Origin of the sequence: Mesorhizobium sp. WSM3879 (assembly GCF_002294915.1) — a bacterium.
GTDB lineage: Bacteria > Pseudomonadota > Alphaproteobacteria > Rhizobiales > Rhizobiaceae > Mesorhizobium.
The window spans coordinates 55,687-81,225 of sequence record NZ_NSFZ01000007.1; the positions used below are offsets into that span (position 1 = coordinate 55,687).

Annotated in this window: 22 protein-coding genes; 11 read left to right on the forward strand and 11 right to left on the reverse strand. The window is 64.3% G+C overall.

Translation table 11 applies throughout. The features are described from left to right. The 3 genes from CK218_RS17130 (at nt 1) to CK218_RS17140 (ending at nt 2,367) form a co-directional block, all read left to right on the forward strand. Nucleotides 1–774 carry an amino acid ABC transporter substrate-binding protein gene (locus CK218_RS17130; RefSeq protein ID WP_095778113.1) on the forward strand — a complete coding sequence of 258 codons (774 nt, stop codon included), beginning with the start codon at nt 1–3 and terminating at the stop codon, nt 772–774. Between the two features lie 121 nt (nt 775–895). After that, nucleotides 896–1,576, forward strand: coding sequence for an ABC transporter permease subunit (locus CK218_RS17135; protein WP_067001871.1), 681 nt, complete (start codon nt 896–898; stop codon nt 1,574–1,576). Next, nucleotides 1,573–2,367: an amino acid ABC transporter ATP-binding protein gene (locus CK218_RS17140; RefSeq protein WP_095828358.1), complete on the forward strand. Its 795-nt coding sequence runs from the start codon at nt 1,573–1,575 to the stop codon at nt 2,365–2,367. The genes CK218_RS17135 and CK218_RS17140 overlap by 4 nt, the downstream gene beginning before the upstream one ends. A gap of 254 nt (nt 2,368–2,621) precedes the next feature. Here the strand turns inward: CK218_RS17140 and CK218_RS17145 are convergent, their stop codons facing one another. The 6 genes from CK218_RS17145 to CK218_RS17170 all read right to left on the reverse strand — a co-directional run bounded on the left by CK218_RS17145 (nt 2,622) and on the right by CK218_RS17170 (nt 10,674). Then, complete coding sequence (locus CK218_RS17145) at nt 2,622–3,203, reverse strand: CarD family transcriptional regulator (RefSeq protein WP_040974338.1); 582 nt, start codon at nt 3,201–3,203, stop codon at nt 2,622–2,624. A gap of 375 nt (nt 3,204–3,578) precedes the next feature. Continuing rightward, entirely contained in the window at nt 3,579–3,917 is a 339-nt protein-coding gene (fdxA, locus tag CK218_RS17150; protein WP_067001876.1) for a ferredoxin FdxA, read from the reverse strand. Between the two features lie 149 nt (nt 3,918–4,066). Further along, nucleotides 4,067–4,453 carry an RNA-binding S4 domain-containing protein gene (locus tag CK218_RS17155; RefSeq protein WP_095782551.1) on the reverse strand — a complete coding sequence of 129 codons (387 nt, stop codon included), beginning with the start codon at nt 4,451–4,453 and terminating at the stop codon, nt 4,067–4,069. A 15-nt stretch (nt 4,454–4,468) separates the two neighbouring features. Next, a complete protein-coding gene (locus CK218_RS17160) occupies nt 4,469–7,882 on the reverse strand; it encodes a helicase-related protein (RefSeq protein WP_095828359.1) in 3,414 nt (1,137 codons plus the stop codon). A gap of 747 nt (nt 7,883–8,629) precedes the next feature. Then, nucleotides 8,630–9,352 carry a beta-ketoacyl-ACP reductase gene (locus tag CK218_RS17165; protein WP_067001887.1) on the reverse strand — a complete coding sequence of 241 codons (723 nt, stop codon included), beginning with the start codon at nt 9,350–9,352 and terminating at the stop codon, nt 8,630–8,632. 134 nt (nt 9,353–9,486) lie between these two features. Further along, complete coding sequence (locus CK218_RS17170) at nt 9,487–10,674, reverse strand: acetyl-CoA C-acetyltransferase (protein WP_067001890.1); 1,188 nt, start codon at nt 10,672–10,674, stop codon at nt 9,487–9,489. A gap of 300 nt (nt 10,675–10,974) precedes the next feature. Here CK218_RS17170 and phaR point away from each other — a divergent pair, with 300 nt between their 5' ends. Beyond that, nucleotides 10,975–11,568, forward strand: a complete 594-nt coding sequence (gene phaR / locus CK218_RS17175; protein ID WP_095799787.1) for a polyhydroxyalkanoate synthesis repressor PhaR — start codon at nt 10,975–10,977, stop codon at nt 11,566–11,568. 3 nt (nt 11,569–11,571) lie between these two features. Here phaR and CK218_RS17180 read toward each other — a convergent pair whose 3' ends face one another. Then, entirely contained in the window at nt 11,572–12,723 is a 1,152-nt protein-coding gene (locus CK218_RS17180) for a citrate/2-methylcitrate synthase (protein ID WP_095828360.1), read from the reverse strand. 93 nt (nt 12,724–12,816) lie between these two features. Between CK218_RS17180 and CK218_RS17185 the strand changes: the two genes are divergently transcribed. The 3 genes from CK218_RS17185 to CK218_RS17195 all read left to right on the forward strand — a co-directional run bounded on the left by CK218_RS17185 (nt 12,817) and on the right by CK218_RS17195 (nt 16,774). Then, a complete protein-coding gene (locus CK218_RS17185; protein ID WP_095828361.1) occupies nt 12,817–13,902 on the forward strand; it encodes a citrate synthase/methylcitrate synthase in 1,086 nt (361 codons plus the stop codon). A gap of 201 nt (nt 13,903–14,103) precedes the next feature. Next, nucleotides 14,104–15,234 carry a patatin-like phospholipase family protein gene (locus CK218_RS17190; RefSeq protein ID WP_095782546.1) on the forward strand — a complete coding sequence of 377 codons (1,131 nt, stop codon included), beginning with the start codon at nt 14,104–14,106 and terminating at the stop codon, nt 15,232–15,234. 118 nt (nt 15,235–15,352) lie between these two features. Beyond that, the gene (locus CK218_RS17195) at nt 15,353–16,774 is read left to right on the forward strand and encodes a coniferyl aldehyde dehydrogenase (RefSeq protein ID WP_095828362.1); all 1,422 of its coding nucleotides are present in this window, start codon (nt 15,353–15,355) and stop codon (nt 16,772–16,774) included. Between the two features lie 57 nt (nt 16,775–16,831). On the opposite strand, the gene CK218_RS30660 is transcribed toward CK218_RS17195, so the two are convergent. Continuing rightward, complete coding sequence (locus tag CK218_RS30660) at nt 16,832–16,987, reverse strand: hypothetical protein (protein ID WP_179294529.1); 156 nt, start codon at nt 16,985–16,987, stop codon at nt 16,832–16,834. Nucleotides 16,988–17,143: 156 nt separating this feature from the next. Between CK218_RS30660 and CK218_RS17200 the strand changes: the two genes are divergently transcribed. The 3 genes from CK218_RS17200 (at nt 17,144) to CK218_RS17210 (ending at nt 21,822) form a co-directional block, all read left to right on the forward strand. After that, nucleotides 17,144–18,316, forward strand: coding sequence for an efflux RND transporter periplasmic adaptor subunit (locus CK218_RS17200; protein ID WP_095828481.1), 1,173 nt, complete (start codon nt 17,144–17,146; stop codon nt 18,314–18,316). A 71-nt stretch (nt 18,317–18,387) separates the two neighbouring features. Continuing rightward, nucleotides 18,388–21,564 (forward strand): efflux RND transporter permease subunit, encoded by a 3,177-nt coding sequence (locus CK218_RS17205; protein WP_095828363.1) that lies wholly within the window; start codon nt 18,388–18,390, stop codon nt 21,562–21,564. 99 nt (nt 21,565–21,663) lie between these two features. Beyond that, on the forward strand, nt 21,664–21,822 hold the full coding sequence (locus CK218_RS17210; protein ID WP_040991775.1) for a DUF3309 family protein: 159 nt from the start codon (nt 21,664–21,666) through the stop codon (nt 21,820–21,822). Nucleotides 21,823–21,886: 64 nt separating this feature from the next. Here CK218_RS17210 and CK218_RS17215 read toward each other — a convergent pair whose 3' ends face one another. Next, nucleotides 21,887–22,843 carry an SDR family oxidoreductase gene (locus tag CK218_RS17215; protein WP_095828364.1) on the reverse strand — a complete coding sequence of 319 codons (957 nt, stop codon included), beginning with the start codon at nt 22,841–22,843 and terminating at the stop codon, nt 21,887–21,889. Between the two features lie 96 nt (nt 22,844–22,939). Between CK218_RS17215 and CK218_RS17220 the strand changes: the two genes are divergently transcribed. Continuing rightward, a complete protein-coding gene (locus tag CK218_RS17220) occupies nt 22,940–23,854 on the forward strand; it encodes a LysR family transcriptional regulator (RefSeq protein WP_095778124.1) in 915 nt (304 codons plus the stop codon). On the opposite strand, the gene CK218_RS17225 is transcribed toward CK218_RS17220, so the two are convergent. Continuing rightward, nucleotides 23,812–24,993: an MFS transporter gene (locus CK218_RS17225; RefSeq protein ID WP_095778125.1), complete on the reverse strand. Its 1,182-nt coding sequence runs from the start codon at nt 24,991–24,993 to the stop codon at nt 23,812–23,814. The genes CK218_RS17220 and CK218_RS17225 overlap by 43 nt on opposite strands. A 229-nt stretch (nt 24,994–25,222) precedes the next feature. Next, nucleotides 25,223–25,531, reverse strand: a complete 309-nt coding sequence (locus tag CK218_RS17230; protein ID WP_067319384.1) for a DUF1244 domain-containing protein — start codon at nt 25,529–25,531, stop codon at nt 25,223–25,225. Nucleotides 25,532–25,539 lie beyond the last annotated feature (8 nt).

Consider the following 25,539-nt stretch of genomic DNA (forward strand, 5'->3'; position numbering starts at 1 on the left):
ATGAAATGGCTCAAATCGCTTCTCGTCGCCGGAACGCTGCAGGTTCTGGCAGTCACAGCCGGTCATGCCGGCGCCAATCTCGACCAGATCAAGCAGGCGGGCGTGATCAAGGTCGGCACGGAGGGCACCTACGCGCCTTTCACCTATCATGACGAATCCGGCGCCCTGGTCGGCTTCGACGTGGAGATCGCCAAGGCGATCGCCGAGAAGCTCGGCGTCAAGGTGCAGTTTCTCGAGGGCAAGTGGGATGGCCTGATCGCGGGGCTCGACGCCAACCGCTACGACGCCGTCATCAACGAGGTCGGCATCACCGACGCACGCAAGGCCAAGTATGATTTCTCCGATCCCTACATCGCCTCCAAGGCGGTGCTGATCGTGCGCGGCGACAACAGCGACATCAAGACATTCGCGGATCTCAAGGGCAAGAAGGCGGCGCAGTCGCTGACCTCGAATTTCGGCAAGCTCGCCGAGAAGAACGGCGCCGAATTGGTCGGCACCGACGGCTTCGACCAGTCGATCCAGCTGCTGCTCACCGGTCGCGCCGACGCCACCATCAACGACAGCCTGTCCTTCCTCGATTTCAAGAAGCACAAGCCCGACGCCAATGTGAAGATCGCCGCGCAGGAAGAGAATGCCGATTATTCCGGTGTCATCGTGCGCAAGGGCGATCCGGAACTGGTGGCGGCGATCAACAAGGCGCTGGCCGACATCAAGGCCGACGGCACCTACAAGAAGATTGCCGACACATATTTCGGCCAGGACGTCTCGCAGTAAGCCCAATCATCCCTTTTGCTTGAGTTCCGGCGGGCCGTCTTTGACGGCCCGCCGATTTTTACCTGATAGTCGCTCGGCATGCGGCCAGAGGGTCGCAGCGTCCGGAAAGGAGAAGGGCTCCGTGCCGCACTGGTTGCAATTGATGCTGGAGTCGCTGCCGACGCTGCTATGGGCGGCACTGATCTTCACCGTGCCGCTGACGCTGCTGTCCTTCGCCTTGGGGCTTATGGCCGGATTGGTGACGGCGCTGATCAGGCTGTTCGGCCCGAAACCGCTGGTCGCGCTTGTGCGCTTCTATGTCTGGATCTTTCGCGGCACGCCGCTCCTGGTGCAGCTCTTCCTGATCTTCTACGGCCTGCCGTCGGTGGGCATCCTGCTCGATGCCTTTCCCGCAGCGTTGATCGGCTTCACGCTCAATATCGGCGCCTACACGTCGGAGATCATCCGCGCCGTCATCGGCTCGGTGCCGAAAGGGCAGTGGGAGGCCTCCTATTCGATCGGCATGACCTGGAGCCAGGCGATGCGGCGCACGATCCTTCCGCAAGCGGGCCGCGTCGCGGTGCCGCCGCTCTCCAATACGTTCATATCGCTGGTCAAGGACACCTCGCTCGCGGCGGCAATAACGGTGCCCGAAATGTTCCAGGCTGCGCAGCGCATCGTCGCCACCACCTACGAGCCGCTGATCCTCTATGTCGAGGCGGCGGCGCTCTATCTGGCGATGAGCTCGGTGCTGTCGGCGCTGCAGGCGCGGCTGGAGGTGCGGCTCAACCGCTATGGCGGCTTCCTGGAGGCCAATGCATGATCGGCCTTACCAACATCGAGAAGCGCTTCGGCGACAATCTTGTCCTGAAAGGTGTCACCGTCAGCATCGACGAAGGCAGTGTCACGGCGCTGGTCGGGCCTTCGGGCGGGGGAAAAAGCACGCTCTTGCGCTGCATCAACCTCTTGGAAATTCCGACCTCGGGCACTTTGCGCATCGGCGACGAGACGCTGGAATTTCGGCCGGGCGCCAAGGTACCGACAGCGGACATCCAGCGCGTGCGGCTGCAGACCGGCATGGTGTTTCAGAACTTTCAGCTCTTTCCGCATCGCACCGCGATCGAGAATGTCATGGAAGGGCTGGTGACGGTGCTGAAATGGCCGCAGGCGCGGGCGCGCGAGCGGGCGATGGCGCTGCTCGAGAAGGTCGGCATGGCGCATAAGGCCGATGCCTGGCCGGCGACTCTGTCAGGTGGCCAGCAGCAGCGCGTTGCGATCGCCCGGGCGCTGGCGCCGTCGCCGCGCGTGCTGCTTTGCGACGAACCGACCTCGGCGCTCGATCCGGAGCTGGCGCAGGAAGTGGTCGACGTGCTGGGTCAGCTGGCCCGCGAGGGCACCACCATGGTGATGGCCACGCATGATCTGAGACTTGCCTCCAAGATCGCGCAGGAGGTCGTGTTCCTCGATGCCGGCTCGATCGTCGAGAAGGGCCCGGCTTCGATCGTGTTCGACAATCCCGAGCGCGAGCGGACTAAGCGCTTCATCGCCTCGCTGCGGCAGGAGGAAGCGCGGAAGGAAGCCGGCGACGGGGGATCAGGTACGATTTCTTCATAAGTTGGCGCTGCCCCTCGTTGCCCTGCCGGGCATTTCTCCCCGTATAGTGGTGGGGAAGAAAGGACGCTTTCATCATTCGCCAATCGCCAACGTTTCAAGAATGGGCGCCAACGACGCCGTCATCTTCCTTCTCCCCGTTCACTACGGGGAGAAGGTGCCGGCAGGCGGATGAGGGCAGCGTCGACCTTCCGATATTGCGCGCAACAAAAAACCCGGCGCCAGGCCGGGTTCTTCGTTCTTCGGCAGGCGAAAGCTCAGGCAGCTTCTTCCTGCTCGGCTTCCTCGTTGTCGGCCTTGGCGCCGCGCTTCGGACCCTTGTTGAGGTTGACCTCGATGAGGCGAACCGCCTCGGTCTCCGACATGCGGTTGACGGCGGCGATCTCGCGAGCCATGCGGTCGAGCGCGGCTTCGTAAAGCTGGCGCTCGGAATAGGACTGCTCCGGCTGGTTGTCGGCGCGATAGAGGTCGCGCACCACTTCCGAGATCGAGATCAGGTCGCCGGAATTGATCTTGGCATCATACTCCTGCGCGCGACGCGACCACATCGTGCGCTTGATGCGGGCGCGGCCCTGCACGACCTTCAGCGCGCGATCGACATAATCCTCTTCCGAGAGCTTGCGCATGCCGATAGAGGTCGCCTTGGCGACCGGCACCTTAAGCCGCATCTTGTCCTTCTGGAAATCGATGACGAACAGCTCCAGCTTGTGACCCGCGACTTCCTGCTCGTCGATGGCCACGATCTGGCCGACGCCATGCGCCGGATAAACGATAAACTCACCGGTCTTGAACCCGTGACGGGCCGCGGTGGACTTCTTCTGCGGGGTGATCGTTGCCATTACGCCCTGAACTCCTTAGTTGTAGCGCCGGCATGGCGGCGCCGGCTGAACTCAGACAATCGGCGGAAGCCGATCTTTAGCCGCACAACAAGTGAACTCACCGGAATAAGCCGGGACCGACAAACCGCACGAATGCGATTGCCTGCCCCAGATCGCTCTGGTCCGGATTTGAAAAGTTCACCTTTCAGTGATTTGGGGCGTTAGCGCCATAAATCGACGTTGTGTCACCGGCATGTTTCGCGGATATAACACAAAAAGTCGGAAGAATCAAGGTTTTGCTGCATTCGCTAACGCCATGCGCCATCGCTGGCTGTCAAGACAGCAATTGTATCGGCTCGCTTACGTGGCGTCATGCCGGCTTGCCCGGCCCGGCCTTCAGTCGCCTTCGCCGGGCTCCGGCGAGAAATACTTCTCGAACTTCCCGGCCTCGCCGTCGAAGTTCTTGGCGTCGGCCGGCGGCTCTTTCTTGGCAGTGATGTTGGGCCATTTCTCCGCGTATTCGGAATTGACCTGCAACCATTTGTCGAGCCCGGACTCGGTGTCCGGCTTGATCGCGTCGGCCGGGCATTCCGGCTCGCACACGCCGCAGTCGATGCACTCGTCAGGATGGATGACGAGCATGTTCTCGCCTTCGTAGAAACAGTCGACCGGACAGACCTCGATGCAGTCCATGTATTTGCATTTTATGCAATTGTCGGTCACGACATAGGTCATCGCAGGCTCCGGGACGTCCCGTATTTGCTGGGCTTTTTTGGTGAGGTAACGCCTTTGCCCGCCGCTTGCAAGGGCAGGACTTCCCGCCTGAGCCGGCATCGCGGAAAGGAATTCCGCGCGCCTGCCGCGACGAGGTTCCGTCGTATCTTCTAGTCCTCGCCGAGCAGCCGGTCCGTCTGCCGCCGCTGCCGCTTGGTCGGACGGCCGGTGCCGGCCTCGCGCAGCGCCGGAATGGCGTCAGGAACCGCCTCGCCCTTGGCCGTCGGCGGCGGCGACATATCCTCGTAAAGCAGCCGCGCCTCGTCGGCAGGACCACGCCGGGCGCCAGGCCCAAGCACCTTCCAGACAAGGATTCGGCGGTCGAGCGTGATGGTCAGGACATCGCCGGCCTTGACCAGATCGGAGGCCTGCGCTGCTTTGTCGCGATTGATGCGGACGCGCCCGGCAATGACGAGCTTCGCCGCCAACGACCGGGATTTCACCGCACGCGAGAAGAACAACCATTTGTCGATGCGCTGGCGGCCTTCTCCAACCATCGTGACCGGCCGAGGCTATTTCTTCAGCTGGTCGCGCAAGGCGGCGAGCTTGGCAAAGGGTGAATCCGGATCGAAGCGCTGCGGACGCTCCTCGCGCGGCTTGCCCTGGAAGGCCGGCTTGTTGCCGCCTGCGGCATTGCCCTTGCCGTCCTGCCTGTTGCCTTTCCAGTCCGGCCGGCCCTCGCGGCGTCCCCCCTCGTGGCGATCGGCACGCTCGCCCTGCTGCCTGCCTTCGCGCCGTTCGCCGCCTTCGCGTTCCGGTCTCGGCTTGAACTTCGACCGGTCGAAGCGCGGCTTGCCGGCCCCGTCGCGCTGGTCGCGGCGGCCCTCACGGGCTGGCCGATCGCCGGCCTGGCCACCCGTGGCACCCGCCTGGCCATCGCCTGCCGCCTGGCCGTTGCGCGGACGATTGTCGCGGCGATTGTCATGGCGGTGGCGCGGGCGCGAATGGTCGAAGCGCGCCTGCCGCCACAGCAGGATCGGCTTCGGCTCTTCCGGCTCGGCGGGGGGCTCTGCGCCTTCACCGCTTTCACCCTCGTGGAGAGCGCCGGCGTCGGCGGTGTTGGTGCCGTCTGCATCGTCGGCGCCGTCAGCCCCACCCGCGTCGCTTCCCGCCGCAACCTCCCCCATCGAGGTGGAAGCGTCGGCGCTTTCAGCCGACCCAAGCACTGCTGCAGCGTCGACCGCTGCAGCGGTCTCCACAGGCGGAGTCTCTTCCGCGACCACATCCGACGCTTCCGCCGGATCTTTCGCGTCAGGCTCCGTCGCGGCTTCCGCGATGGCTTCGGCAGGAACTACAGCGGCAGCCGGCTCGGATCCCTCGATCGTTGTCTCTGCAACCGTGTCTGTTGCCACGGCGTGCGCCTCTGCCGCCTGTGCAGCACGCGCAGCCTCTTCCGCCGCAAGCTTCGCAGCCGCGGCCTCGCGGGCGGCATTGTCCAGCGCGTCGAGCTTGGCCTTCACCTCCGCCGCCGGCTTCGGTTCGGCGCGATAGCCAAGGCCTTTGAGGATCTCTTCCATGTCGTCGGCGGTGGCGCCGAGGATCGACATCATCGGCGGCGTCACCATGAAGGCGTGGCCGTCATAAGCGCCGTCGGGTCGCTGGCCGAGGCCGGGCTTCCAGTTGGTCGCGGGGCGGATGAGATCGGCCAGCCGCTCTAGGATATCGACGCGCACGGCGCGGCGACCGAGATTGCGATACCCGGCGAGCTTGTAGAACGTCTTGTCGAAAGCAGGATCGATGACCACCGAGGTGCGGCCCGATGCCAGCGCATGCACCACGTCGCCGAAGCCTGGCTTGTCCTTGCCGTCGCTATTAAGCGCCCAGAGCAGCGTCACCAGCCCGGCCGGCGCCGGCTTGATCAGCGCCGGCACGAAGACGTGGTAGGCACCGAAGCGCACGCCAAGACGCCGCAGCGCCGCGCGGCCTTCCTGGTCGAGCGACTTCATTTCCTCGGCGATGTCGCGGCGGTTGATGAGGCCGAAATGCTCGACGAGCTGGAAGGCGATGCCGCGCGCGATGCCGGTGAGCTGCTCGGCGTTCTTCAAATCGACCAGCGGCTTCAAGAGCGACTCGATCTGAAAATTGACGAAACGCTCGGCGCGCGCCGCGACCTTGTCGCGGGCAGGGCCGGTGAGCTGCTCGTCGGCAAGCAGCACAAGGCGCGGCTTCAAAGCCTCGTCGCCGGCAACCAGGGTGCCGATCGGCGCGCCGATCCAGCGCAGGACACCGTCCGAGCCCAATGCCAGATCGCCGTTGGCGCAGGCGGCGAAGCGCTCGGCGCGCGCCTCGAACTCAGCCGCGAGCGCCTTCTGGGCAGCGGTGCGCACCGCCTTGGCGTCCTCGCCGCCGGCGCTCTGGTCGGCGGTGAAGCGGAATCCCTGCAGCTCGCCGACGTGATGGCCTTCGACGAGCACGGTTCCGGTTGGGCTGATTTCAGCTTCAGGCATGGTATTTTCTCTAAGGCGCCGCATGAGGACGGAAGTCCTGCGGTCTACGAAGCGTTTCGTCAACCGCTCATGCAGTGCATCCGACAATCTGTCTTCGATTTCGCGCGTCTTTTCCTGCCAGTGTAGCTGATCGGCCAGCCAGCCCGGTCGGTTGGAGACGAAGGTCCAGGTGCGGATCTGGGCGATCCGGTGCGACAGCGTGTCGATATCACCATCCGTGGTGTCGGCTCGCCGCACCTGCTCGGCCATGTAATTCTCATCGACATGGCCATGGCGTGCAAGGTCCATGTAGATCGAGGCGATGAGGTCGGCATGCTGGGCGGGCGCGATCTTGCGGTAGTCCGGCAGCGCGCAGGCTTCCCACAGCAGCGCCACGCGCTCCCTGCCGGTGGCAAGCGTCCTGATGTCGGCGTCGCGCGACAAATGTTCCAGCGCCTGAGCGTCGACCGCCGGCAGTGCCCGGGTCAGCCCTTCGACCGGCGCGTTGGTCTCGATCGAGCGTTTCAGGGCATCGAGGCTGGCAAAATCGAAATCGGCGGTGCGCCACTGCAGCACCTTCACCGGGTCGAAATCGTGCGCCTCGATCTTCTTGACCAGATCCTCGTCGAACGGATCGACCTGGCCGGTAACGCCGAAGGTGCCGTCGCGCAGGTGTCGGCCGGCACGCCCCGCGATCTGGCCTAGCTCGGCGGCGGTCAGGTTGCGGTATTGGTAGCCGTCGAACTTGCGGTTCTGGGCGAAGGCGACGTGCTCGAGGTCGAGGTTCAGGCCCATGCCGATGGCATCGGTGGCGACCAGATAGTCGACGTCGCCCGACTGGAAGATCTCCACCTGGGCATTGCGGGTGCGGGGACTGAGTGCGCCGAGAACGACGGCAGCACCGCCCTGCTGGCGGCGGATCAATTCGGCGATGGCATAGACCTCGTCGGCGGAGAAGGCGACGATCGCCGTGCGCCGCGGCAGGCGGGTGAGCTTCTTCGAGCCGGCATAGGCAAGATGCGACAGCCGCGGCCGCGTCACCACCGAGACGCCCTTCAGCAGGCGTTGCAGGATGCCGTGCATGGTGGCGGCGCCCAGAAGCAGCGTCTCCTGGCGGCCGCGCAGATGCAGGATGCGGTCGGTGAAGATGTGGCCGCGTTCGAGGTCGCCGGCGAGCTGCACCTCGTCGATGGCGACGAAGGCGGCATCGGTCTCTCGCGGCATCGCCTCCACGGTGCAGACGGAATATCTCGCGCTCGCCGGCACGATCTTCTCTTCGCCGGTGATCAGCGCCACCTTGCTGGCGCCGACCTTCTCGCAGACGCGTGTATAGACTTCGCGGGCAAGGAGCCTCAGCGGCAGACCGATGATGCCGGTGTCGTGCGCTACCATGCGCTCGATGGCGAGATGGGTCTTGCCGGTGTTGGTGGGGCCGAGCACGGCCGTCACGTCGCGGCCGGAAAGGATCAGCGGCTGGGAGGGTTTCGGCTGGATATTCATCGGCTCGGAAATGAGGCTTTCTGCCGCTTGTTGTCGGGGACGCGGCGGTTCCGTCGCGTGTGACAGGGCACACATAGGGATTTCAGACGCGAAGCGAAAGCGGAATGTTCCCATCAAGGGAAAGCGGAATGTTCCCATCAAGAGATGGCGCGACGACAGGCAAGGTCAAAATCCGCGGTTGATTAACCGTTGGAACGAGTCTGGAACGAATCGGCGACGAATCACTGACTCACTCTGATTCAGGTTTTGTTCACGGCTACATGTGGATTTTTTGGCCATGAGTCTCACCACATGCTGAATCTGTGAATTGGCCCGTTTCGTGCTTGGCTCGCGCTGGTGCCGGAGCGTCGTTAACCTTTGTGGGAGAGCGACCGCGACGGACTTGAGCGCGGCCGCGAACATTATGAAATGGTTGATCTTTCCTAATCGTCGTTAATCTTTTTCGCGCTGTTTCCGGCGTTGCCCGTTAACTTTTCGGCCAAAGCCGGAACGAATCGGCGACGAATCAGCGATCTGCAAAAATTCCCGGTTTGTTCACCCCTAGATATGGTGTTGTCCACAGCTTGTGCACCGAAAAATTCACAGCATGTGAACCGGGTTTCCACAGGGCGCGAGGAGGCCGTTAAGTATTGCGTTCCAAATTGAGGCATGCCCACCCGGTGCCGCCGGAGCGCAGACAAAAACAGGCGGCCCGTTTGCGGCGGGCCGCCTGCCATCGGTGTCAGAAGAGTTCAGCCGAATAAGATCTCAGGCGAAATACTGGCCGCCATTGGCGCTTATCGTCGAGCCGGTGATGAAGCCTGCGTCTTCCGAGGCGAGGAAGACGACGCAGCGCGCAATCTCCTCCGGCTCGCCGAGACGGCCGACCGGGATCTGAGCGATGATCGATTCCCGCACTTTTTCCGGCACGGCCATGACCATGTCGGTGGCGATGTAGCCTGGGCAAACAACGTTGACGGTGATGCCGGCGCGGGCGCCTTCCTGGGCAAGCGCCTTGGTGAAGCCGATATCGCCGGCTTTCGAGGCCGAATAATTGACCTGGCCCATCTGGCCTTTCTGGCCGTTGATCGAGGAGATGGTGATGACGCGGCCGAACTTCCTATCGCGCATGCCGTTCCATAGCGGATGCGTCATGTTGAAGACGCCGGAAAGGTTGGTGTCGATGACCTCCTTCCACTGCTCGCGGGTCATCTTGTGGAACATGGTGTCGCGGGTGATGCCGGCATTGTTGACCAGCACCGAGACCGGACCGAGATCGGCCTCGACTTGGGCGATGCCGGCGGCGCAAGCGTCATAATCGGCGACCGACCATTTGTAGACGGGGATGCCGGTCTCGGCGTTGAATTTCTGGGCCGCCTCGTCATTGCCGGCATAGTTCGCGGCGACCGAATAGCCGGCATTCTTCAGGGCCACCGATATCGCCGCACCGATGCCGCGCGATCCGCCCGTGACGATTGCTACCTTGCTCATGCATTTCCTCCCTTTGGTCGGAAGAGCGAGTAGGGAGCGGCGAATAGCGAGTAGGAATCCGATAACCCGTCGCGCAACACCATTTCCCCCTATAGGCTACTCCCCATTCGCTATTCGCTCAGTTCGCCGTTCGCTCAGTTCAAGGCTTCCACACACATCGCAACGCCCATGCCGCCGCCGATGCAAAGCGTCGCGAGGCCTTTCTTTGCGCCGCGGCGGCGCATCTCGTAGACCAGCGTGTTGAACACGCGGGCGCCCGAGGCGCCGATCGGATGGCCGATGGCGATGGCGCCGCCATTGACGTTGACGATCGAGGGATCCCAGCCCATGCCCTTGTTGACGGCGCAGGCCTGCGCGGCGAAGGCCTCGTTGGCCTCGACGAGATCGAGGTCCTTGGCCGACCAGCCGGCCTTCTCCAGCGCCCGCTTCGAGGCCGGGATCGGGCCGGTGCCCATGATCGCCGGATCGACGCCGGCGGTCGCCCAGGAGGCGATGCGGACCAGTGGGGTGATGCCGCGCCTGGCAGCCTCGGCCTCGGTCATCAGCAGCGCGCCGGCGGCGCCGTCATTGATGCCCGAAGCATTGGCGGCGGTGACGGTGCCGTCCTTGTCGAAGGCCGGCTTCAGCTTGGTCATGGCATCCAGCGTAGCGCCGTGGCGGATGTATTCGTCCTGGTCGACGATGGTGTCGCCCTTCTTGCCCTTGATGGTGACGGCGACGATCTCGTCCTTGAACTTACCGGCCTTCTGCGCCGCCTCGGCCTTGTTCTGCGAGGCCAGCGCGAACTCGTCCTGGACTTCGCGGGTGATCTGGAACTGACGAGCGACGTTCTCGGCGGTGTTGCCCATATGGTAGCCGTTGAAGGCATCCCATAGGCCGTCCTTGATCATGGTATCGATCATCTTGTAGTCGCCCATCTTGACGCCGGCGCGCAGGTGCTGGGCGTGCGGCGACAGCGACATCGATTCCTGGCCGCCGGCGACGATCACCTTGGCGTCGCCGGTGGCGATCTGCTGCATGCCGAGCGCAATGGCCCTCAAGCCCGAGCCGCAAACCTGGTTGAGGCCCCAAGCAGTCGTCTCCTTGGGCAGACCGGCATTGATGGAAGCCTGGCGGGCCGGGTTCTGGCCCTGAGCGGCGGTCAGCACCTGACCCAGGATGACTTCGTCCACCTCCGCCGGGTCGACCTTGGCCCGCGCGAGCAATTCCTTGATGACGACCGCGCCGAGCTCGTGCGCGGGCGTGGCGGCGAAACTGCCGTTGAAGGAGCCGACTGCTGTGCGGGCTGCGCTGGCGACGACGATTGAATTGGAAGCGGACATTTTCTTCTCCAGGCTTCGAGGTGTCGTTAGGCTATCCTTGGAGACTTTCTTGCCCGTTCAAGCACCTGAGTCAAACCGGAAATCGGCATGGCCGCCATGCGCGGCAAGCAAGTCGAGCGCTTATCGTGACGGCGTGGCCATCGCGCTGCAGCACAATTTGGCCCGCCCTTTCGGCATTAATTGATGCCGCACTGCACAAACCGCTTGGAATTGTGACGCTTTTGCGCATATCCTCGACAAATGGCGCAATCGTTACCGGCCGCTTACTGTGAACGCGCCGGTATCCTGGGGAGGATACGGATGGCCGCAAAAGACGACCCGATCGTCATCAAGAAGTACGCCAACCGCCGGCTCTACAACACCGGCACCAGCACCTATGTGACGCTCGAAGATCTGGCCGAGATGGTCAAGAAGGGCGAAGAATTCACCGTGCAGGACGCCAAGACCGGCGACGACATCACGCATCCGGTGCTGACCCAGATCATCTTCGAGCTGGAGAACAAGGACGGGCAGAACATGCTGCCGATCCCGTTCCTGCGCCAGCTGATCTCCTTCTATGGCGACCAGATGCAGATGATCGTGCCGAGCTTCCTCGAACAGTCGATGATCGCCTTCTCCAAGGAGCAGGAGCGTTTCCGCGAGCAGCTGAAGGGCGCCTTCGGCAAGGCGCCGATCGACATGATGAAGACGCCGATGAAGGCGCTGGAGGAACAGACGCGGCGCAACGTCGAGATGTTTCAGAACGCGATGCGCATGTTCACGCCGTTCCCGTCCGGCGGCCCCAATTCCGCTGCGCCCGCCGAGCCGCCGAAGAAGGACGAGAAATCCGACGACCTGCAGGAATTGAAGGCGCAGATCGCCGCCATGCAGCGCAAGCTCGACACCATGTCGTGACGGCTAGCCGTCAGGTGTTCCTGCAGGGCCGTCATAGCGGGCTCGCGGCCTGATCGGCCTGTTGCTCGCCACCTGCTCGATGGCATGCGCCGTCCAGCCGATACTGCGACCGAGAGCAAACAGGCGGAAGGGCGCGTCGGCGGGAAGCTTGAGGCTGCGCGTCAGCGCGGCCAGCGCGAAGTCGACATTCGGGCGCATGCCTGTCGCGGCAAGGACGGCGTCGCGCAGATGCAGCAGACCGTCAGCGATGTCGAGGTCGGGCAGCAGAGCCTCGGCGCGCGGATCGCCTTCGGGGTAAAGCTGATGGCCGAAGCCGGGCAGCGGCCGGTCGTGGGCCAGCCAGCGCGCGATCGTCTCGTCCGGCCCGAGCCGCTCGGCATCCTCGACCAGCGCGATGGCCGCGGCGCCGGCGCCGCCATGACGCGGGCCGGTAAGGGCAGCAAGCCCGGCAAGCAGGCAGGCCGCGATCGGCGCGCCGGTCGAAGCGGCGACGCGTGCGGCGAAGGTCGAGGCGTTGAGCTCGTGATCGGCCAAAAGCACCAGCGCCTTGCGGATGAGATCGGCACCGGCAGCGTCGACCGACCAGCCGCGCGCCAGCCTTTCATGCACCGGCTCCGCCCCCGGGCTTGCACCGAGTGACGTCGCGAGCACGCTGGTGGCGCTGGCGCCATCCTGCTGCAGCATGCCCGGCCTGCGGCCGAGCGAAGGCCGGCCAGCCGCGGCAAGCGCCGACAATCTTGCAAAGGCCGTCGGGGTGCCGCTCTCGCGAACGATCGAAGGCGTCAGCGATGCGAAGGATATCGCGGCGCCGGATGCCCAAAGCAGGCTTGCTGCCTGCTCCAGCGTCGCTGTCGCGGCAAGCGCAACGGCATCCTTGCCGCGATAAACGAGGCGGCCGTGCAGCACGGTCGAGATGGCAGTGGTGATCGCTGGCTCGCCCCAGGCGATGGCGCTTTCGGCGATCGCCTGGGGGCTGCGCCCGCGCGCCCGGCGGGTGGCGAGCGCGGCTATGTCGTCGGCGCGATACTGGCTGCGGCGCGGATCGGCCCCGTCGGGCCGCATGCCGATGCGGCCGCGGCTGACATAGGCGTAAAGCGTCTGTGGCCGGACCTTGAGCCGCGCCAGCGCTTCCTCCCGCGTCAGCCATTCGGACAAGTCCGCACCGCCTCATATTGATTCAGTTGATCAAGATTGATGCGTTGATTGTAGAGCATTAACTGCAGTGCACAAAGGGTCAAGGAGACAGTCATGGCAAATGGGCTCGATGATGTTGTGGCGGCGGAGACGGTGCTTTCCGATGTCGACGGCGCGGGCGGCCATCTCACCATCCGAGGCCATTCGTTGGCGGAACTCGCCGGGCACTGGCGCTACGGCCAGGTGGTCCGCCTCTTGTTCGACGGGTTCTTTGACGAGCTTCCCGGCGACGACGAGCTGGAGAAGGCGATCGGCAATGCGCGTGTCGAGGTTTTCGAACGGCTGCAGCCGATGCTCGCTGAACTTCCAGCGCTCGACGTCTACAGCGGCATGCGCGCCGGCATCGCCCTTCTGCCCGACGGCGAGTCGCTCGCCGACGCGCTCCGGCTGATCGCGGCGCCGGCGGTGCTAACTCCGGCCCTGCTGCGGCTCGGACGCGGCGAGAAGCCTCTGACTCCGGACGCACGCGCCGATCATGCCAACGACATGCTGCGAATGCTCTCCGGCACGCCGTCGCCGGCCCTTGCCAAGGCGCTCGATACGTATCTGGTGACAGTCTGCGACCATGGGCTCAATGCCTCGACCTTCGCAACGCGGGTGGTGGCGTCGACGCAGGCGGGCTTGACCTCGGCGATCCTGGCCGGGCTCGGCGCGCTCAAAGGCCCGCTGCATGGCGGCGCGCCGGGGCCGGTGATCGAGATGCTCGACGCGATCGAGGCGAGCGGCGACGCGGCCGCCTGGCTGCGAAACGAGATAGCGCGCGGCGAGCGCATCATGGGCTTCGGCCATCGCATCTACCGCGTACGCGACCCGCGTGCCGACGTGCTGAAAGCCGTCGTGCGGCGGCTGGGCACACGAAATGAGTCCGGCCGTCGGCTGGCCTTCGCCGAGACGGTGGAGCAGGCGGCACTCGACGTGCTCAAGGTCGCCAAGCCGCAACGCTCGATCCAGACCAACGTCGAATTCTATACCGCGCTCCTGCTCGAAGCCGCGGGCTTCCCGAAGGAGGCGTTCTCCAACGTCTTTGCCGCCGGCCGCGTCGCCGGCTGGATTGCGCATGCGCGCGAGCAGCAGGCGACCGGACGCCTGATCCGGCCGCAGTCGCGCTATGTCGGGCCGGTGCCCGATCTCGTCGCCTGACGCCGCGAGCAAACCCTAATGCAATACTCCGCGTCCGGCAGCGGACAGTTTTTTCATGAGCGAAATTTCACCCGATCACGCTTGTGTGCTCGTGTTCTTGCCTTGGTCCGTCCTTATATGCTGCGCTGCAACATAAGCTGACGGCAGCGGTCCCGCTCCAATGACGCAGGGGCAGGCCGGCACATCGAGACAAGGAACGCCATGGCGAAGAACGGCAAGGCGGGGGACAAGAAGAAGATCAACATCGCGCTTCAGGGCGGCGGTTCGCACGGCGCCTTCTCCTGGGGCGTGCTCGATCGTTTGCTCGAAGACGGGCGGCTTGAGATCGCTGCCGTGTCCGGCACCAGCGCCGGCGCGATGAATGCGGTGGCGCTGGCCGACGGCTTCGTGCGCGGCGGCGTCGAGGGCGCGCGCACAAAGCTCGATGATTTCTGGCGTGCTGTGGCCTCGAAGGGGCGGTTCAGCCCGGTGCAACGCATGCCGTGGGACGTCGTCTGGGGGAACTGGTCGATCGAGAACACGCCCGGCTATTTCTTCTTCGACACCATGTCGCGGGTCTTCTCGCCTTACGTCGCCAATCCGCTCGGCCTCAACCCGCTGCGCGATGTGGTCGAGAAGGAGATCGACTTCGGCAACGTGCACGCCTGCAAGTCGATGGAGCTCTTCATTTCGGCGACCAATGTCGAGACCGGGCAGCTGCGCGTCTTCTCGGATGGCGAGATCGACCTCGACACGGTGATGGCGTCGGCCTGCCTGCCGCAATTGTTCCGCGCCGTCGAGATCAAGGGCGTGCCCTATTGGGATGGCGGCTATGGCGGCAATCCGGCGCTCTATCCGTTCTTCAAGACTGCGGCGACCGAGGACGTGCTGCTCGTGCAGATCAACCCGGTGGTGCGCGAAGGCACGCCGAAGAGCGCCAACGAGATCCAGAACCGCATCGACGAGATCACCTTCAATGCCGGGCTGCTGCGCGAATTCCGCTCGATCGCCTTCGTCAAGGAACTGATCGCGGCGGGACGCCTGCCGCATGGCGAATACCGCGACATCCGCATGCACCGCATCGATGCCGACGAGGCTTTCAAGGATCTGTCGGCCTCGTCCAAGGTCAACGCCGAATGGGCCTTCCTCGCCTATCTGCGGGACCTTGGCCGCAGTGCGGCCAGCGACTGGCTGGAGGAGAACTACGACGCGGTCGGCAGCCGAGCGACGCTCGACCTCTCGGGCGAGCTCGACGACGGCTTCAGGCCGATGCGCGGCCCGGCGCCGGGCCGGCGGGTCAAGGAATTCCTCGCCGCGCGCATCAAGCCAGAGTCAGCGCGCCGGCGAGCCTAGTTGCCCAACCCTGTCGCACGTTTCAGCAGGCGCTGAAGTTTCCCTTGCGGAACCGGCGATATGCTGGATTCACCCCCGTCGCGCGAGTAGTTTACCTCGACGTAAACGGGAGGTAGCGATGCTGCAGACCAGACAGAACTCTCTCGGGGTCAAGTTTGAGGCGCAGTGCAGGGCCTTCGAGAAGGACCCCTTTCCTGGCCTCGCAGTGCGCAAGGACCGGCTGAAGCGGCTGCTGGCGCTGACCGAAAAGCATGAAGCCGAGATCTGCACGGCGATCGACAGCGATTTCACTGGACGGGCGGCGCAGGAAACGCGGCTTGCGGAACTGTTCGTCGTTCGCGCCGGCATCAAGCACGCCGTCCGGCATCTGCGCGGCTGGATGCGCGAGCGCCGCGTCGCCACCAGCCTGCCGTTCCTGCCGGGGCGCAACCGCCTTCTGCCGCAGCCGCTCGGGGTCGTCGGCATCGTCTCGCCCTGGAACTATCCGTTCCAGCTTGCCATCGCGCCGGCGACTGCCGCTCTAGCCGCCGGCAACCGGGTGCTGCTCAAGCCGTCCGAGCTGACGCCGAATTTTTCAGACCTGCTTGCCCGGTTGGTCGAAGAGCATTTTTCCTCCGACGAGATGAGCGTTGTGGTCGGCGATGCCGAAGTCGGCAAGACATTCGTGTCCATGCCTTTCGATCATCTCCTGTTCACCGGCTCCACCGCTGTCGGTCGGCAGGTGGCGCTGGCCGCGGCCGCCAATCTGACGCCGGTGACGCTCGAGCTTGGCGGCAAGTCACCGGCGATCTTCGATGCGTCCTGCGATCTCGACGCTGCGGTCGCAAGCGTCGCCTACGGCAAGCTCTTGAATGCGGGCCAGACCTGCATCGCACCCGACTATCTGATGGTCCCGCAAGGGCAAGGCGCGGCGATCGCCGCAAAACTTGCCGGCGCGATGACGCAGCTCTATCCGCGCCTGGGCGACAATCCCGACTACACGGCGATCATCAGCGAACGGCACCAGCGGCGCCTGAGCGACATGATCGCCGAGGCGCGCGAAAGCGGCGCCGATGTCACCGAGGTCAACCCGGCAAATGAAAGGCTTGGCGTGAGCGACCGCAAGATGGCGCCGGTCCTGGTCAGGAACGCCGGCGAGACTTTGCGGCTGATGCGCGAGGAAATCTTCGGGCCGGTGCTGCCGATCGTTGAATACGGCGCGGTAGATGAGGCAATCGATCACGTGAACCGCGGCGAGCGTCCGCTCGCCCTCTATTGGTTCGGCAAGAACAGCGCCAATCGCCAAAGGATCATGCGAGAAACCGTTGCCGGCGGCGTGACGATCAACGACAGCATGATGCATCTGGTGCAGGAACGGCAGCCATTCGGCGGCGTCGGCGAGAGCGGCATGGGCGCCTATCACGGCGAATGGGGTTTCCGCACCTTCAGCAAGGAAAAGCCGATCTTCGTCCAATCCAGGCTGAGTGCCGGGGCCCTGCTCAGGCCGCCTTATGGCCGCACATTCGAGCGGCTGTTCCGCTTGCTCAACCTGATCACCTGATCGGATTTATTTTCGGATTGGGCGCGTCCTCTGATTGCCCCATGCCAATGCGACATGTCATTTCGCAAAAAAATTCTTCATCATACTGACGCCTGCTGCCATTGAGTGTCCGATCGGCTGAAAAACCGGCCCCGATTGAGAAAAGCCAAGCAGTCCAGCATGTAAAACGCGGAAAAAACCAGCGCCCCCAAGCTCGGCGGCGCAATAATCCATCAAAGTTTCTGACTGTTTTGCGCAACGGCTTTGCGGTAGAAGCGCGCTTCGCCGATCACGGCAAATTGAAGATGGCTCTGCGCGCCCCCATATCGGCCGCGCGCCCGGGGATCGAAACCGTCGACCTCGCCCAAGCCTGCAACGGAAAAAATGACGATGCCGAAAATCAGGTTTCACAAGCTTGCAGCCATTGCTGTGCTCATCGGATCCGCTGCCTGGATGGCAACGGGCGAGTTCTCGTCCGTGGGCAGCGCCGCCGACCACCAGAAGCAGGGAGAAGCAGGCAAAGCCGCGCAGTCCGGCGCCGAAAAGCCGAAGACGGCGGAGGCCGAGCCGAAGGCAGCATTGCGCACCGTCGCGGTGGTGACGCCGCCGCGCAAAACCTTCGCGCGGGCGATACGGATCTCGGGCCTGACCGAAGCCGACAAGCGCGCTGTGCTTGCTGTCCGCGTCGCCGGTGTCATCGATAAGCTCCCGGTCAAGCAGGGCGATCACGTCAAGACCGGCGACCTCGTGCTGATGCTTGCCGCCGAGGAGAAGCTCTCGAATGTCGACAATGCCAGGCAGCTGCTGGCGCAGCGCAAGGCCGAGATCGACGCAGCCGAACGGCTGGCCAAGACCGGCAATCTGCCCAAACTGCAGCTCGACACCGCTCGGTCGAACCTGACGGCGGCGCAGTCCATGCTGGAGACGGCGCAGGCCGAACTCGACCGCAACGAAGTGAAGGCGCCTTTCGACGGCGTCATCGACCGCGTGCCCGTCGAGCTCGGCAGCTCGTTGATGCAGGGCGGCGAGGTGGCCACCATCCTCAAGCTCGACCCGGTGATCGCGCGCGGCGAGATCAGCGAGCGCGACCTGCGCTACATCAAGATCGGCGACCAGGCCAATGTGCGCCTTGTCAACGACCAGAAGGTTACCGGCACGGTGCGCTACATCAGCCGTGACGCCTCCTCGCAGACCCGCACCTTCCGTGTCGAGGTGGCCATCCCCAATGCCGACGGCTCCATCCCCGCCGGCATGACGGCCGAGATCACGCTCAGCGCCCAGCCGACCGATGCGGTCATGCTGCCACGCTCGGTGGTGACGCTGGGCGACAAGGGCGACCTCGGCATCCGCGCCGTCGGCAAGGACGACAAGGTGGCGTTCTTCCCGATCGACCTCGTCGACGACACGCCGAAGGGACTGGTGCTCGGCGGCATACCGCAGGACGCGCGCATCATCGTCGCCGGCCAGGAACTGGTGAAGGAAGGCGATCTGGTGAAGCCGGTCGAGGCCGACCAGGCAACCATCAACAAGCTGATCAGCGAAGCCTCCGCCGGCACGCAATAGCGCGGCCGCGCCGGCTCGGCCGGCGCCGCTGGCCAATGTCGCGGCTTCCAGGGAAACAGCAGGCATAAGTCATGGACATCGTCAGACTCGCCATTCACAACGCCCGCCTCACAATATCGGCGCTGATGTTCCTGCTCGTCGCGGGCTGGGTCGCCTATCAGTCGACGCCGAAGGAAGCGGAGCCGGACGTTCCAATTCCGATGATGTATGTCAGCCTGATCTACCAGGGCATTTCGCCGGAGGACTCAGAACGGCTGCTGCTCAGGCCGATGGAAAGCAAGCTCAAGAGCCTGAAGGGGCTTAAGGAGATGCGCTCGGCCGCCTTCCAGGGCGGCGGCTACGTGTTGGTCGAGTTCCAGCCGCAGACCAACCTGGCCACCGCGCTGCAGGACACCCGCAGCAAGGTGCAGGACGCCAAGGCCGACCTGCCGCAGGCGGCGGAGGAGCCGACCGTCACTGAAGTCAACGTCTCGGAGTTCCCGGTTCTCGTCGTCACCCTTTCCGGCGACGTGCCGGAGCGCGTGCTGACGTCGGCGGCGCGCGAATTGCGCGACCGCATCGAGGAGGTGCCGGGCGTGCTCGAAGGCTCGCTGCAGGGCTCACGCGACGATCTGGTTGAAGTCGTCATCGATCCGGTGAAGCTCTCCTCCTACGGACTCCAGCTCGATCAAGTGATCCAGGGCGTCGGCGCCTCCAACAGCCTGGTCGCGGCCGGCAATCTCGAAGGCTCCGAGGGCAAGTACGCCGTCAAGGTGCCGTCGCTCATCGAGACGCCCGAGGACGTCGCCAAGCTGCCGGTCGTCGCCACGCCCAATGCGGTGGTGCAGGCCAAGGACGTCGCCACCATCCGCTCCACCTTCAAGGACGCCGAGACGGTGACCCGCCTCGACGGCAAGCCGGCGATCGCCATCGAGGTGAAGAAGCGCATCGGCGCCAACCTGATCGACACGCTGAACCATGTTCGGGAAGTGTCCGACACCTTCATCAAGACGATGCCGGAAGGCATGCACGTCACCTACACGCAGGACAAGTCGGTCTTCGTCAACCAGCTTTTGGGCGACCTGCAGAACCATGTGATGATCGCGGTCATCCTGGTGTTCATCGTCATCCTCTACGCGCTGTCGGGACGCGCCTCGCTGCTCATCGGCCTTGCCATTCCGTCGTCCTTCCTGATCGGCATCCTGCTGCTTGCGATGATGGGCTACACGATCAACATGATCGTGCTGTTCAGCCTCATCCTGGCGGTCGGGATGCTGGTCGACGATGCCATCATCGTCACTGAATTCGCCGAGCGGCGCATGAGCGAGGGCATGCCGAAGGCCGATGCCTTCGCGCTAGCCGCCAAGCGCATGGCCGGCCCGGTCATCGCAGCGACGATGACGCGCATCGCCGCCTTCTCGCCGCTGCTCTTCTGGCCCGGCATCATCGGCGACTTCATGAAGTACATGCCGATCACGCTGATCGTGACGCTGTCGGCCTCGATGCTCTATGCGCTGGTCTTCGCGCCGACGCTCGGCGCCATCTTCGCCAAGGCGCCGGCGCATCACGAGGACAGCGATCGCGACGGCTGGTATATGGCTCTGGTCAAACAGGCGGTGCGTTTCCCGATCACCGTCATCCTGCTCACCGTCGGCCTGCTGGTCGGCGTCGGTTTCGCCTATTCGAAATACGGCGCCGGCGTCGAGTTCTTCCCGAGCGTCGAGCCGGATTACGGCCTGCTCTATGTGCATGCCCGCGGCAACCTTTCGCTGGCCGAAATGGACGCCGCAACCAAGACGGCGGAAAGCCGCCTGCTCGGCTGGCCGGGCGTGAAATCGGTCTATACGCGCGTCGGCAAGACGCAAGGCGGCGGCCAGGACATCCCGGAAGACGTGGTCGGGGTGATCCAGTACGAATTCGTCGATTGGCGCGAGCGCAAGTCCGCCAACCAAATCCTCGACGATTTGCGTGGCGTCATGGCCGGGATTCCCGGGGTCGACGTCGAAGTGCGCGTGCCGGAGGCCGGCCCGCCGACCGGCAAGCCGATCCAGATTAGGCTTTCGGCCGCCGACCCGGCCGGGCTCGACGACAAGGCGCGCGCCGCCGCCGCGCGCATCGCCAAGATCCCCAACGTGATCGATGTTTCCGACGGCCTGCCGCCGCCCGGCGTCGACTGGGCGCTTGAGGTCGATCGCGCCAAGGCGGCGCAATACGGCATCAGCCCGACCTCGGTGGGCACGGTGGTGCAGCTGGTGACGAACGGCCTCAAGCTGTCGGAGTACCGGCCGGCCGGCGCCGACGACGCCGTCGACATTCGCCTGCGTCTGCCGGAAGACCGGCGCACGCTCTCGACGCTCGACGAGCTCAGGGTGCAGACCTCGCAAGGCTCGGTGCCGATCTCGAACTTCGTGGTCAGGAAGCCCGAGCCGACAGTCGGCGTCCTCAACCGCATCGATGGCGCGCGCACCGTGGTGGTGCAAGCCAATGTCAGCGCCGGCGCGCAAGTGGCAGCGGTGCAGGCGGAAGTCACCAAGGCCGTGGCCGGCATGGATCTCGGCAGCGGCATACGCTGGAAGCTCGCTGGCTCCAACGAGGACAGCGCGGAAGCCAGCGCCTTCCTTAGCAAGGCCTTCGGCGCCGCGATCTTCCTGATCTTCCTGGTGCTGCTCGCGCAGTTCAACAAGTTCACCAGCGTGTGGCTTGTTCTCTCCTGCGTCGTCATGGCGACCATCGGCGTGTTCCTCGGGCTGCTTCTGACAGGGGAGGCCTTCGGCATCGTCATGTCGGGCATCGGCGTCATTGCGCTTGCCGGCGTGGTGGTGAACAACAACATCGTGCTCATCGACACCTATGACCGGCTGCGCGAGGAAGGCTGGGACAAGATGGATGCCGTGCTGCAGACCTGCCGCGAACGCGCCAGGCCCGTGGTGTTGACGGCGGTCTCGGCGATCCTCGGCGTGCTGCCGATCGCCTTCGGCCTCGGTCTCGAAATCTTCCATCACGAGACGACGATCAACGCGCCATCGACGCAATGGTGGATTTCGCTGTCGTCGGCGATCGTCTTCGGCCTGTCCTTCGCCACCTTGCTGACGCTGGTGGTGACGCCCTCGATGCTGATGGTGTTCACCCGCGCCAAGGTGAAGCCCGGCGCCCGGCGTGGCTGGTTCGGCCGCCTGTTCCGCCGCGGCAAGGGCGAGCTCTCGACAGGCGAGCCGGTAGCGGAAGCCAATGCCGAGCCGGCGGTCGCCTTCCCGAAAGCCGCCGAGTAGGGCGACTTCGCAACTCAGGTACATGGAAGCCGCTCGGGAACTACCGGGCGGCTTTTTGCATTGTTCCCTCGAAGTTCAACCAGACGGCGAGGGTTTTCAATGACGATCGGTACAATTCTCGTAATAATCCTGATCCTGATCCTGATCGGCGCCGTGCCGGCATGGCCGCACTCGCGGTCTTGGGGCTATGGGCCTTCGGGGATTGTGGGAGTCATTCTGGTAGTGTTGCTGATCCTGCTTTTGATGGGCAGGATCTGAACCGACGACGATTTGCGGCCGGGCCTTGAAGTCCGGCCGTTTTCATCTTGAGGTTGTTCTTTGCTCAGGCGGCCTGACGCATGGGCGCGACGGCTATGCCGATGTCTTGCATGGCTTCCGCCACTGCTCGGGCGAGCGGGGTGTGCGGGATTTCGCCGATGACCTTTTCCAGGCGCGCTGACGCCAGCCGGTGCGGCTCGAAGCGCAGGTAGGACATCGAGACGATCTCGCGCCACATGGTTACGAACGGGCTGCCGGCGCGCAGCACCCACCAGGGCATGAAGGTGAGTTTCAGCTTGCGGCCGAGCGCCTTTTCGGCGGCGGCCTTGATGTCGAGATCGGTGACGGCGTGGCCGGGGAAATTGATGGCCTCGTAAAAGCCGAGCTTATCGAGATTGCGCGCCAGTGCGACAAAAGCCACCGCGAAGTCGGGCAGATAGGCCCATTCGTGCACGAGCTTGGCCGGGCCGGCGGCGGTGTAGACCCCCTTTTCCATCTTGGCGGCGACGACGAGATCGAACCAGCCGCCGCTGCCGGTGCCGCCGAAGAAGTCGCCGGCCCTAAGCAGAATGGTGCGCACGCGGCCCGCATCGGCTTCGCGACGGAAAAGCTCCTCCATGGCGACGCGGATGCGGCCCTTGTCGGTGGTAGGATGGAAAGGCGTTTCCTCGGTGATCACCTGCGGCATCGGCGAGCCGTAATTATAGACAGTGCCCGGGAAGAGATGCAGCGCGCCGTTGGCCCGACAGGCTGCCATGACGTTCTCGGCCATCGGCAGGCATTTGCCCCAGTCGGTATAGATCGGGTTCAAGCCATTGAAGATGATGTCGACGCCTTGCGTGGCGCGGATCAGCGACTGGCGGTCCAGCGCGTCGCCGGCGACGGCAATAGCGCCCTTAAGCTCGGCCGGCACCTTGCCGGTGCGGGTGACGGCGCGAACGTCAAAACCGGCGTCGATGAAGGCCTTGGCAACCACGCGTCCGAGCCGGCCATTGGCGCCCAGAATTGCGATCTTGGTCATTGTTCGTCTCCGTTTTTTGTGTTTGCCCGCTTAATTTGACCTCTTCAAAGCCGAATGGAAATTGACTAAGGCTGGCACTCTGTTATTCAAAAACGAATGAATGAATTCGACTGGAATCTGATCAAGAGCTTCGTCGCGGTGGCCGAGACCGGCAGCCTTTCGGCCGCCGCGCGCCAGCTCGCATCAAGCCAGCCCACGCTCGGCCGCCACATCGCCGACTTGGAGCAGGCGCTCGGCGTCACGCTGTTCCGGCGCGGGCGGCGCGGCTACGAACTGACGGAGGCAGGCAGCGCACTCTACGAGCGCGGAAAGGCAGTCAGCGAGCAGGCCAATGCATTCTCATTGCTTGCGCTGGGCTCGGTCGAGGCGATCGAGGGTACGGTGCGCATCGCTGCCTCGGAGGTGGTTGCGGCCTGCGTGCTGCCGCAGATCACGGCGCGCCTTGGCGAGGAAGAGCCGGGCATCGAGGTCGAGATCGTCGCTTCCAACCAGGTCGAGAACCTGCTGCGGCGCGACGCCGACATCGCCATCCGCATGGTCAGGCCGGCGCAGAACGAGCTGATGGCGCGCAAGGTCACGGATATCGCGCTCTGCATATGTGCTGCGAAATCCTATCTCGACCGGCATGGACGCCCGCAGAAGCCGAGCGATCTCGTCGACCATCCTTTGGTCGGATTCGACCGCAGCGATGAGATCGTTCGCGGCCTTACCGCGTTTGGCATCCCGGTCAGCCGCAGCAACTTCCGCTTCAGGACCGACAACCAGATCGTGCTGTGGGAAGCGGTGCGGGCCGGCAATGGCATCGGCATCGGCCAGGAGCCGCTCGCTAGCCGCGATCCTCGACTGGAGAAGCTGTTGCCGGAGGTTCCCTTGCCCGTGCTGCCGGTGTGGCTTGCGATGCACCGTGACGTGCGCACCAGCATGCGGATCCGCCGCGTGGCGGATTTCCTGCATGAAGAGCTGAAGCGCTACTCCGCCGGCGCAGGCTCGGCGGCGAATTCGGCGCGGTGAGCGAGGTTCGCCATCAAGAGCACGATGACCAGCAGGCCGGAAAGCGCGACGAAGATCGGGCCGAAGCTCGATTGCTCGGCGACGAAGCCGATCGCCGACGGCGCCACCAGGATTCCTGAATAGCCCATGGTGGTGACGACGCTCATGCCGGTGCCGGAAGACAAGCCTTCCTGGTTGCCGCCGGCCGAAAACAGGATCGGCACCATATTGGCGATGCCGAAACCGCAGAAGGCGAAAGCGGCAATGGCAAGATAAGGCGAGGGGGAGAGGCCGGCCACGAGCATGCCGGCGGCAGCGACAAGCGCCGAGCCGCGCAGCGTCGCCACCGCGCCGAAGCGGTTGCGCACGCCGTCGCCGAGAAAGCGCATGAGCGCCATGACGCCGGAGAAGGCAGCATAGGCGAGGCCGGCAATCGCAAGGTCGGCGCCGAGCTCCTGCTGGAGGTAGAGCGCGGCCCAGTCAAGTACGGCGCCCTCTGAGACCATGGTGAGCAGCGCCATCAACCCGACCAGATAGACAATTGTGTTCCGCGGCAGCGTAAATTTCTGATGCCCGGCGGCCTGCGGCCTGTCGTCGGCGATGAGGTAGCGAACAGCAAAGGCGATGACCAAAAAGGCGAGCGCCGTCACCGCAATCGCATGCGCGAGATAGCCGTAGTTCTGAATGGAGTAGCCACCAAGCGCGCCGCCGGCGAAGCCGCCGAGGCTCCAGAAGCCATGCGAGGACGACATGATGGCGCGGGAGAGCCGTCGTTCGACGATCACCGCGTTGGAATTCATGGCGACGTCCATGCCGCCGATCGAGCCGCCGAAGACGAGCATCGCGAGGGCCGCGAGCGGCACGTTGGGCGCAAGTGCCACGACCAGCAGGCCGAAACTGCCGCAGATGCCGAACCAGCGCAGCACGGGGCGCGAGCCGTGCCTGGAAATGAGATGGCCGCACCAGGTCATCGCCATCACCGCGCCGACACCAAACAACAGGATCAGCAGGCCGAGCGTGAATTTCGAGATGTCCAGCCGGGTCAGAAACACCGGGATCTGCGGCGCCCAGCTGCCGGTGAGAAAGCCATTGGCCAGGAAAATGCCGGCAACGGCCCAGCGGCCGCGCGTCGCGGCTTGCCTTGTGGTTTGCACGCTCATGGTTTGAAGTCCGAATGCTTTGCGCGGCAAATTAGATCGATTCAATTTGTAGTCAAGAAGCGCTCTGGCAGAAGCGTTGGACCAAAAGGCGCGGACCTGTGAGGAATGGGCCCTACTTTGGAGATTTGGCCGAAACGCCTCCTTCGCCATCCATGGGCGAAGCAGGAGCGAAGCGACGCGCGCAGACCCTGGGATGACAAAGCAGCAGGGGCGAGCCAAATAGGACCGTTCAATGATCCTTCGGCCGCCTGGCCTCGAACTCAGCTTTCTTGGCCTCGGAGGCTTCGGTCTGGTTGAGCGCCTGCCATTCGGCATAGGGCATGCCGTAGATGATCTCGCGCGATTCGTCCTTTGTCAGCGCAATGCCGTCGGCCTCGGCCGCCTCGCGATACCAGTTCGACAGGCAGTTGCGGCAGAAGCCGGCCAGGTTCATCAGGTCGATGTTCTGGACGTCGCCGCGTGCGCGCAGATGCTCGACCAGCCGGCGGAAGGCGGCGGCCTCGAAATCGCGTTTCCGTTCTTCGCTGAGTTCGGTCATTTCGTGGT

Bases quoted from the DNA above. Each gene is read 5' to 3' on its own strand.
- CK218_RS17190 (WP_095782546.1), top strand. From the start codon at position 14,104: ATGGCGAAGAACGGCAAGGCGGGGGACAAGAAGAAGATCAACATCGCG.
- CK218_RS17210 (WP_040991775.1), top strand. From the start codon at position 21,664: ATGACGATCGGTACAATTCTCGTAATAATCCTGATCCTGATCCTGATC.
- CK218_RS17215 (WP_095828364.1), bottom strand. From the start codon at position 22,843: ATGACCAAGATCGCAATTCTGGGCGCCAATGGCCGGCTCGGACGCGTG.
- phaR (WP_095799787.1), top strand. From the start codon at position 10,975: ATGGCCGCAAAAGACGACCCGATCGTCATCAAGAAGTACGCCAACCGC.
- CK218_RS17200 (WP_095828481.1), top strand. From the start codon at position 17,144: ATGCCGAAAATCAGGTTTCACAAGCTTGCAGCCATTGCTGTGCTCATC.
- CK218_RS17165 (WP_067001887.1), bottom strand. From the start codon at position 9,352: ATGAGCAAGGTAGCAATCGTCACGGGCGGATCGCGCGGCATCGGTGCG.
- CK218_RS17130 (WP_095778113.1), top strand. From the start codon at position 1: ATGAAATGGCTCAAATCGCTTCTCGTCGCCGGAACGCTGCAGGTTCTG.
- CK218_RS17160 (WP_095828359.1), bottom strand. From the start codon at position 7,882: ATGAATATCCAGCCGAAACCCTCCCAGCCGCTGATCCTTTCCGGCCGC.
- CK218_RS17185 (WP_095828361.1), top strand. From the start codon at position 12,817: ATGGCAAATGGGCTCGATGATGTTGTGGCGGCGGAGACGGTGCTTTCC.
- CK218_RS17155 (WP_095782551.1), bottom strand. From the start codon at position 4,453: ATGGTTGGAGAAGGCCGCCAGCGCATCGACAAATGGTTGTTCTTCTCG.
- CK218_RS17170 (WP_067001890.1), bottom strand. From the start codon at position 10,674: ATGTCCGCTTCCAATTCAATCGTCGTCGCCAGCGCAGCCCGCACAGCA.
- CK218_RS17145 (WP_040974338.1), bottom strand. From the start codon at position 3,203: ATGGCAACGATCACCCCGCAGAAGAAGTCCACCGCGGCCCGTCACGGG.
- CK218_RS17225 (WP_095778125.1), bottom strand. From the start codon at position 24,993: ATGAGCGTGCAAACCACAAGGCAAGCCGCGACGCGCGGCCGCTGGGCC.
- CK218_RS17140 (WP_095828358.1), top strand. From the start codon at position 1,573: ATGATCGGCCTTACCAACATCGAGAAGCGCTTCGGCGACAATCTTGTC.
- CK218_RS17230 (WP_067319384.1), bottom strand. From the start codon at position 25,531: ATGACCGAACTCAGCGAAGAACGGAAACGCGATTTCGAGGCCGCCGCC.
- CK218_RS17205 (WP_095828363.1), top strand. From the start codon at position 18,388: ATGGACATCGTCAGACTCGCCATTCACAACGCCCGCCTCACAATATCG.
- CK218_RS17220 (WP_095778124.1), top strand. From the start codon at position 22,940: ATGAATGAATTCGACTGGAATCTGATCAAGAGCTTCGTCGCGGTGGCC.
- CK218_RS17195 (WP_095828362.1), top strand. From the start codon at position 15,353: ATGCTGCAGACCAGACAGAACTCTCTCGGGGTCAAGTTTGAGGCGCAG.
- CK218_RS30660 (WP_179294529.1), bottom strand. From the start codon at position 16,987: ATGGATTATTGCGCCGCCGAGCTTGGGGGCGCTGGTTTTTTCCGCGTT.
- fdxA (WP_067001876.1), bottom strand. From the start codon at position 3,917: ATGACCTATGTCGTGACCGACAATTGCATAAAATGCAAATACATGGAC.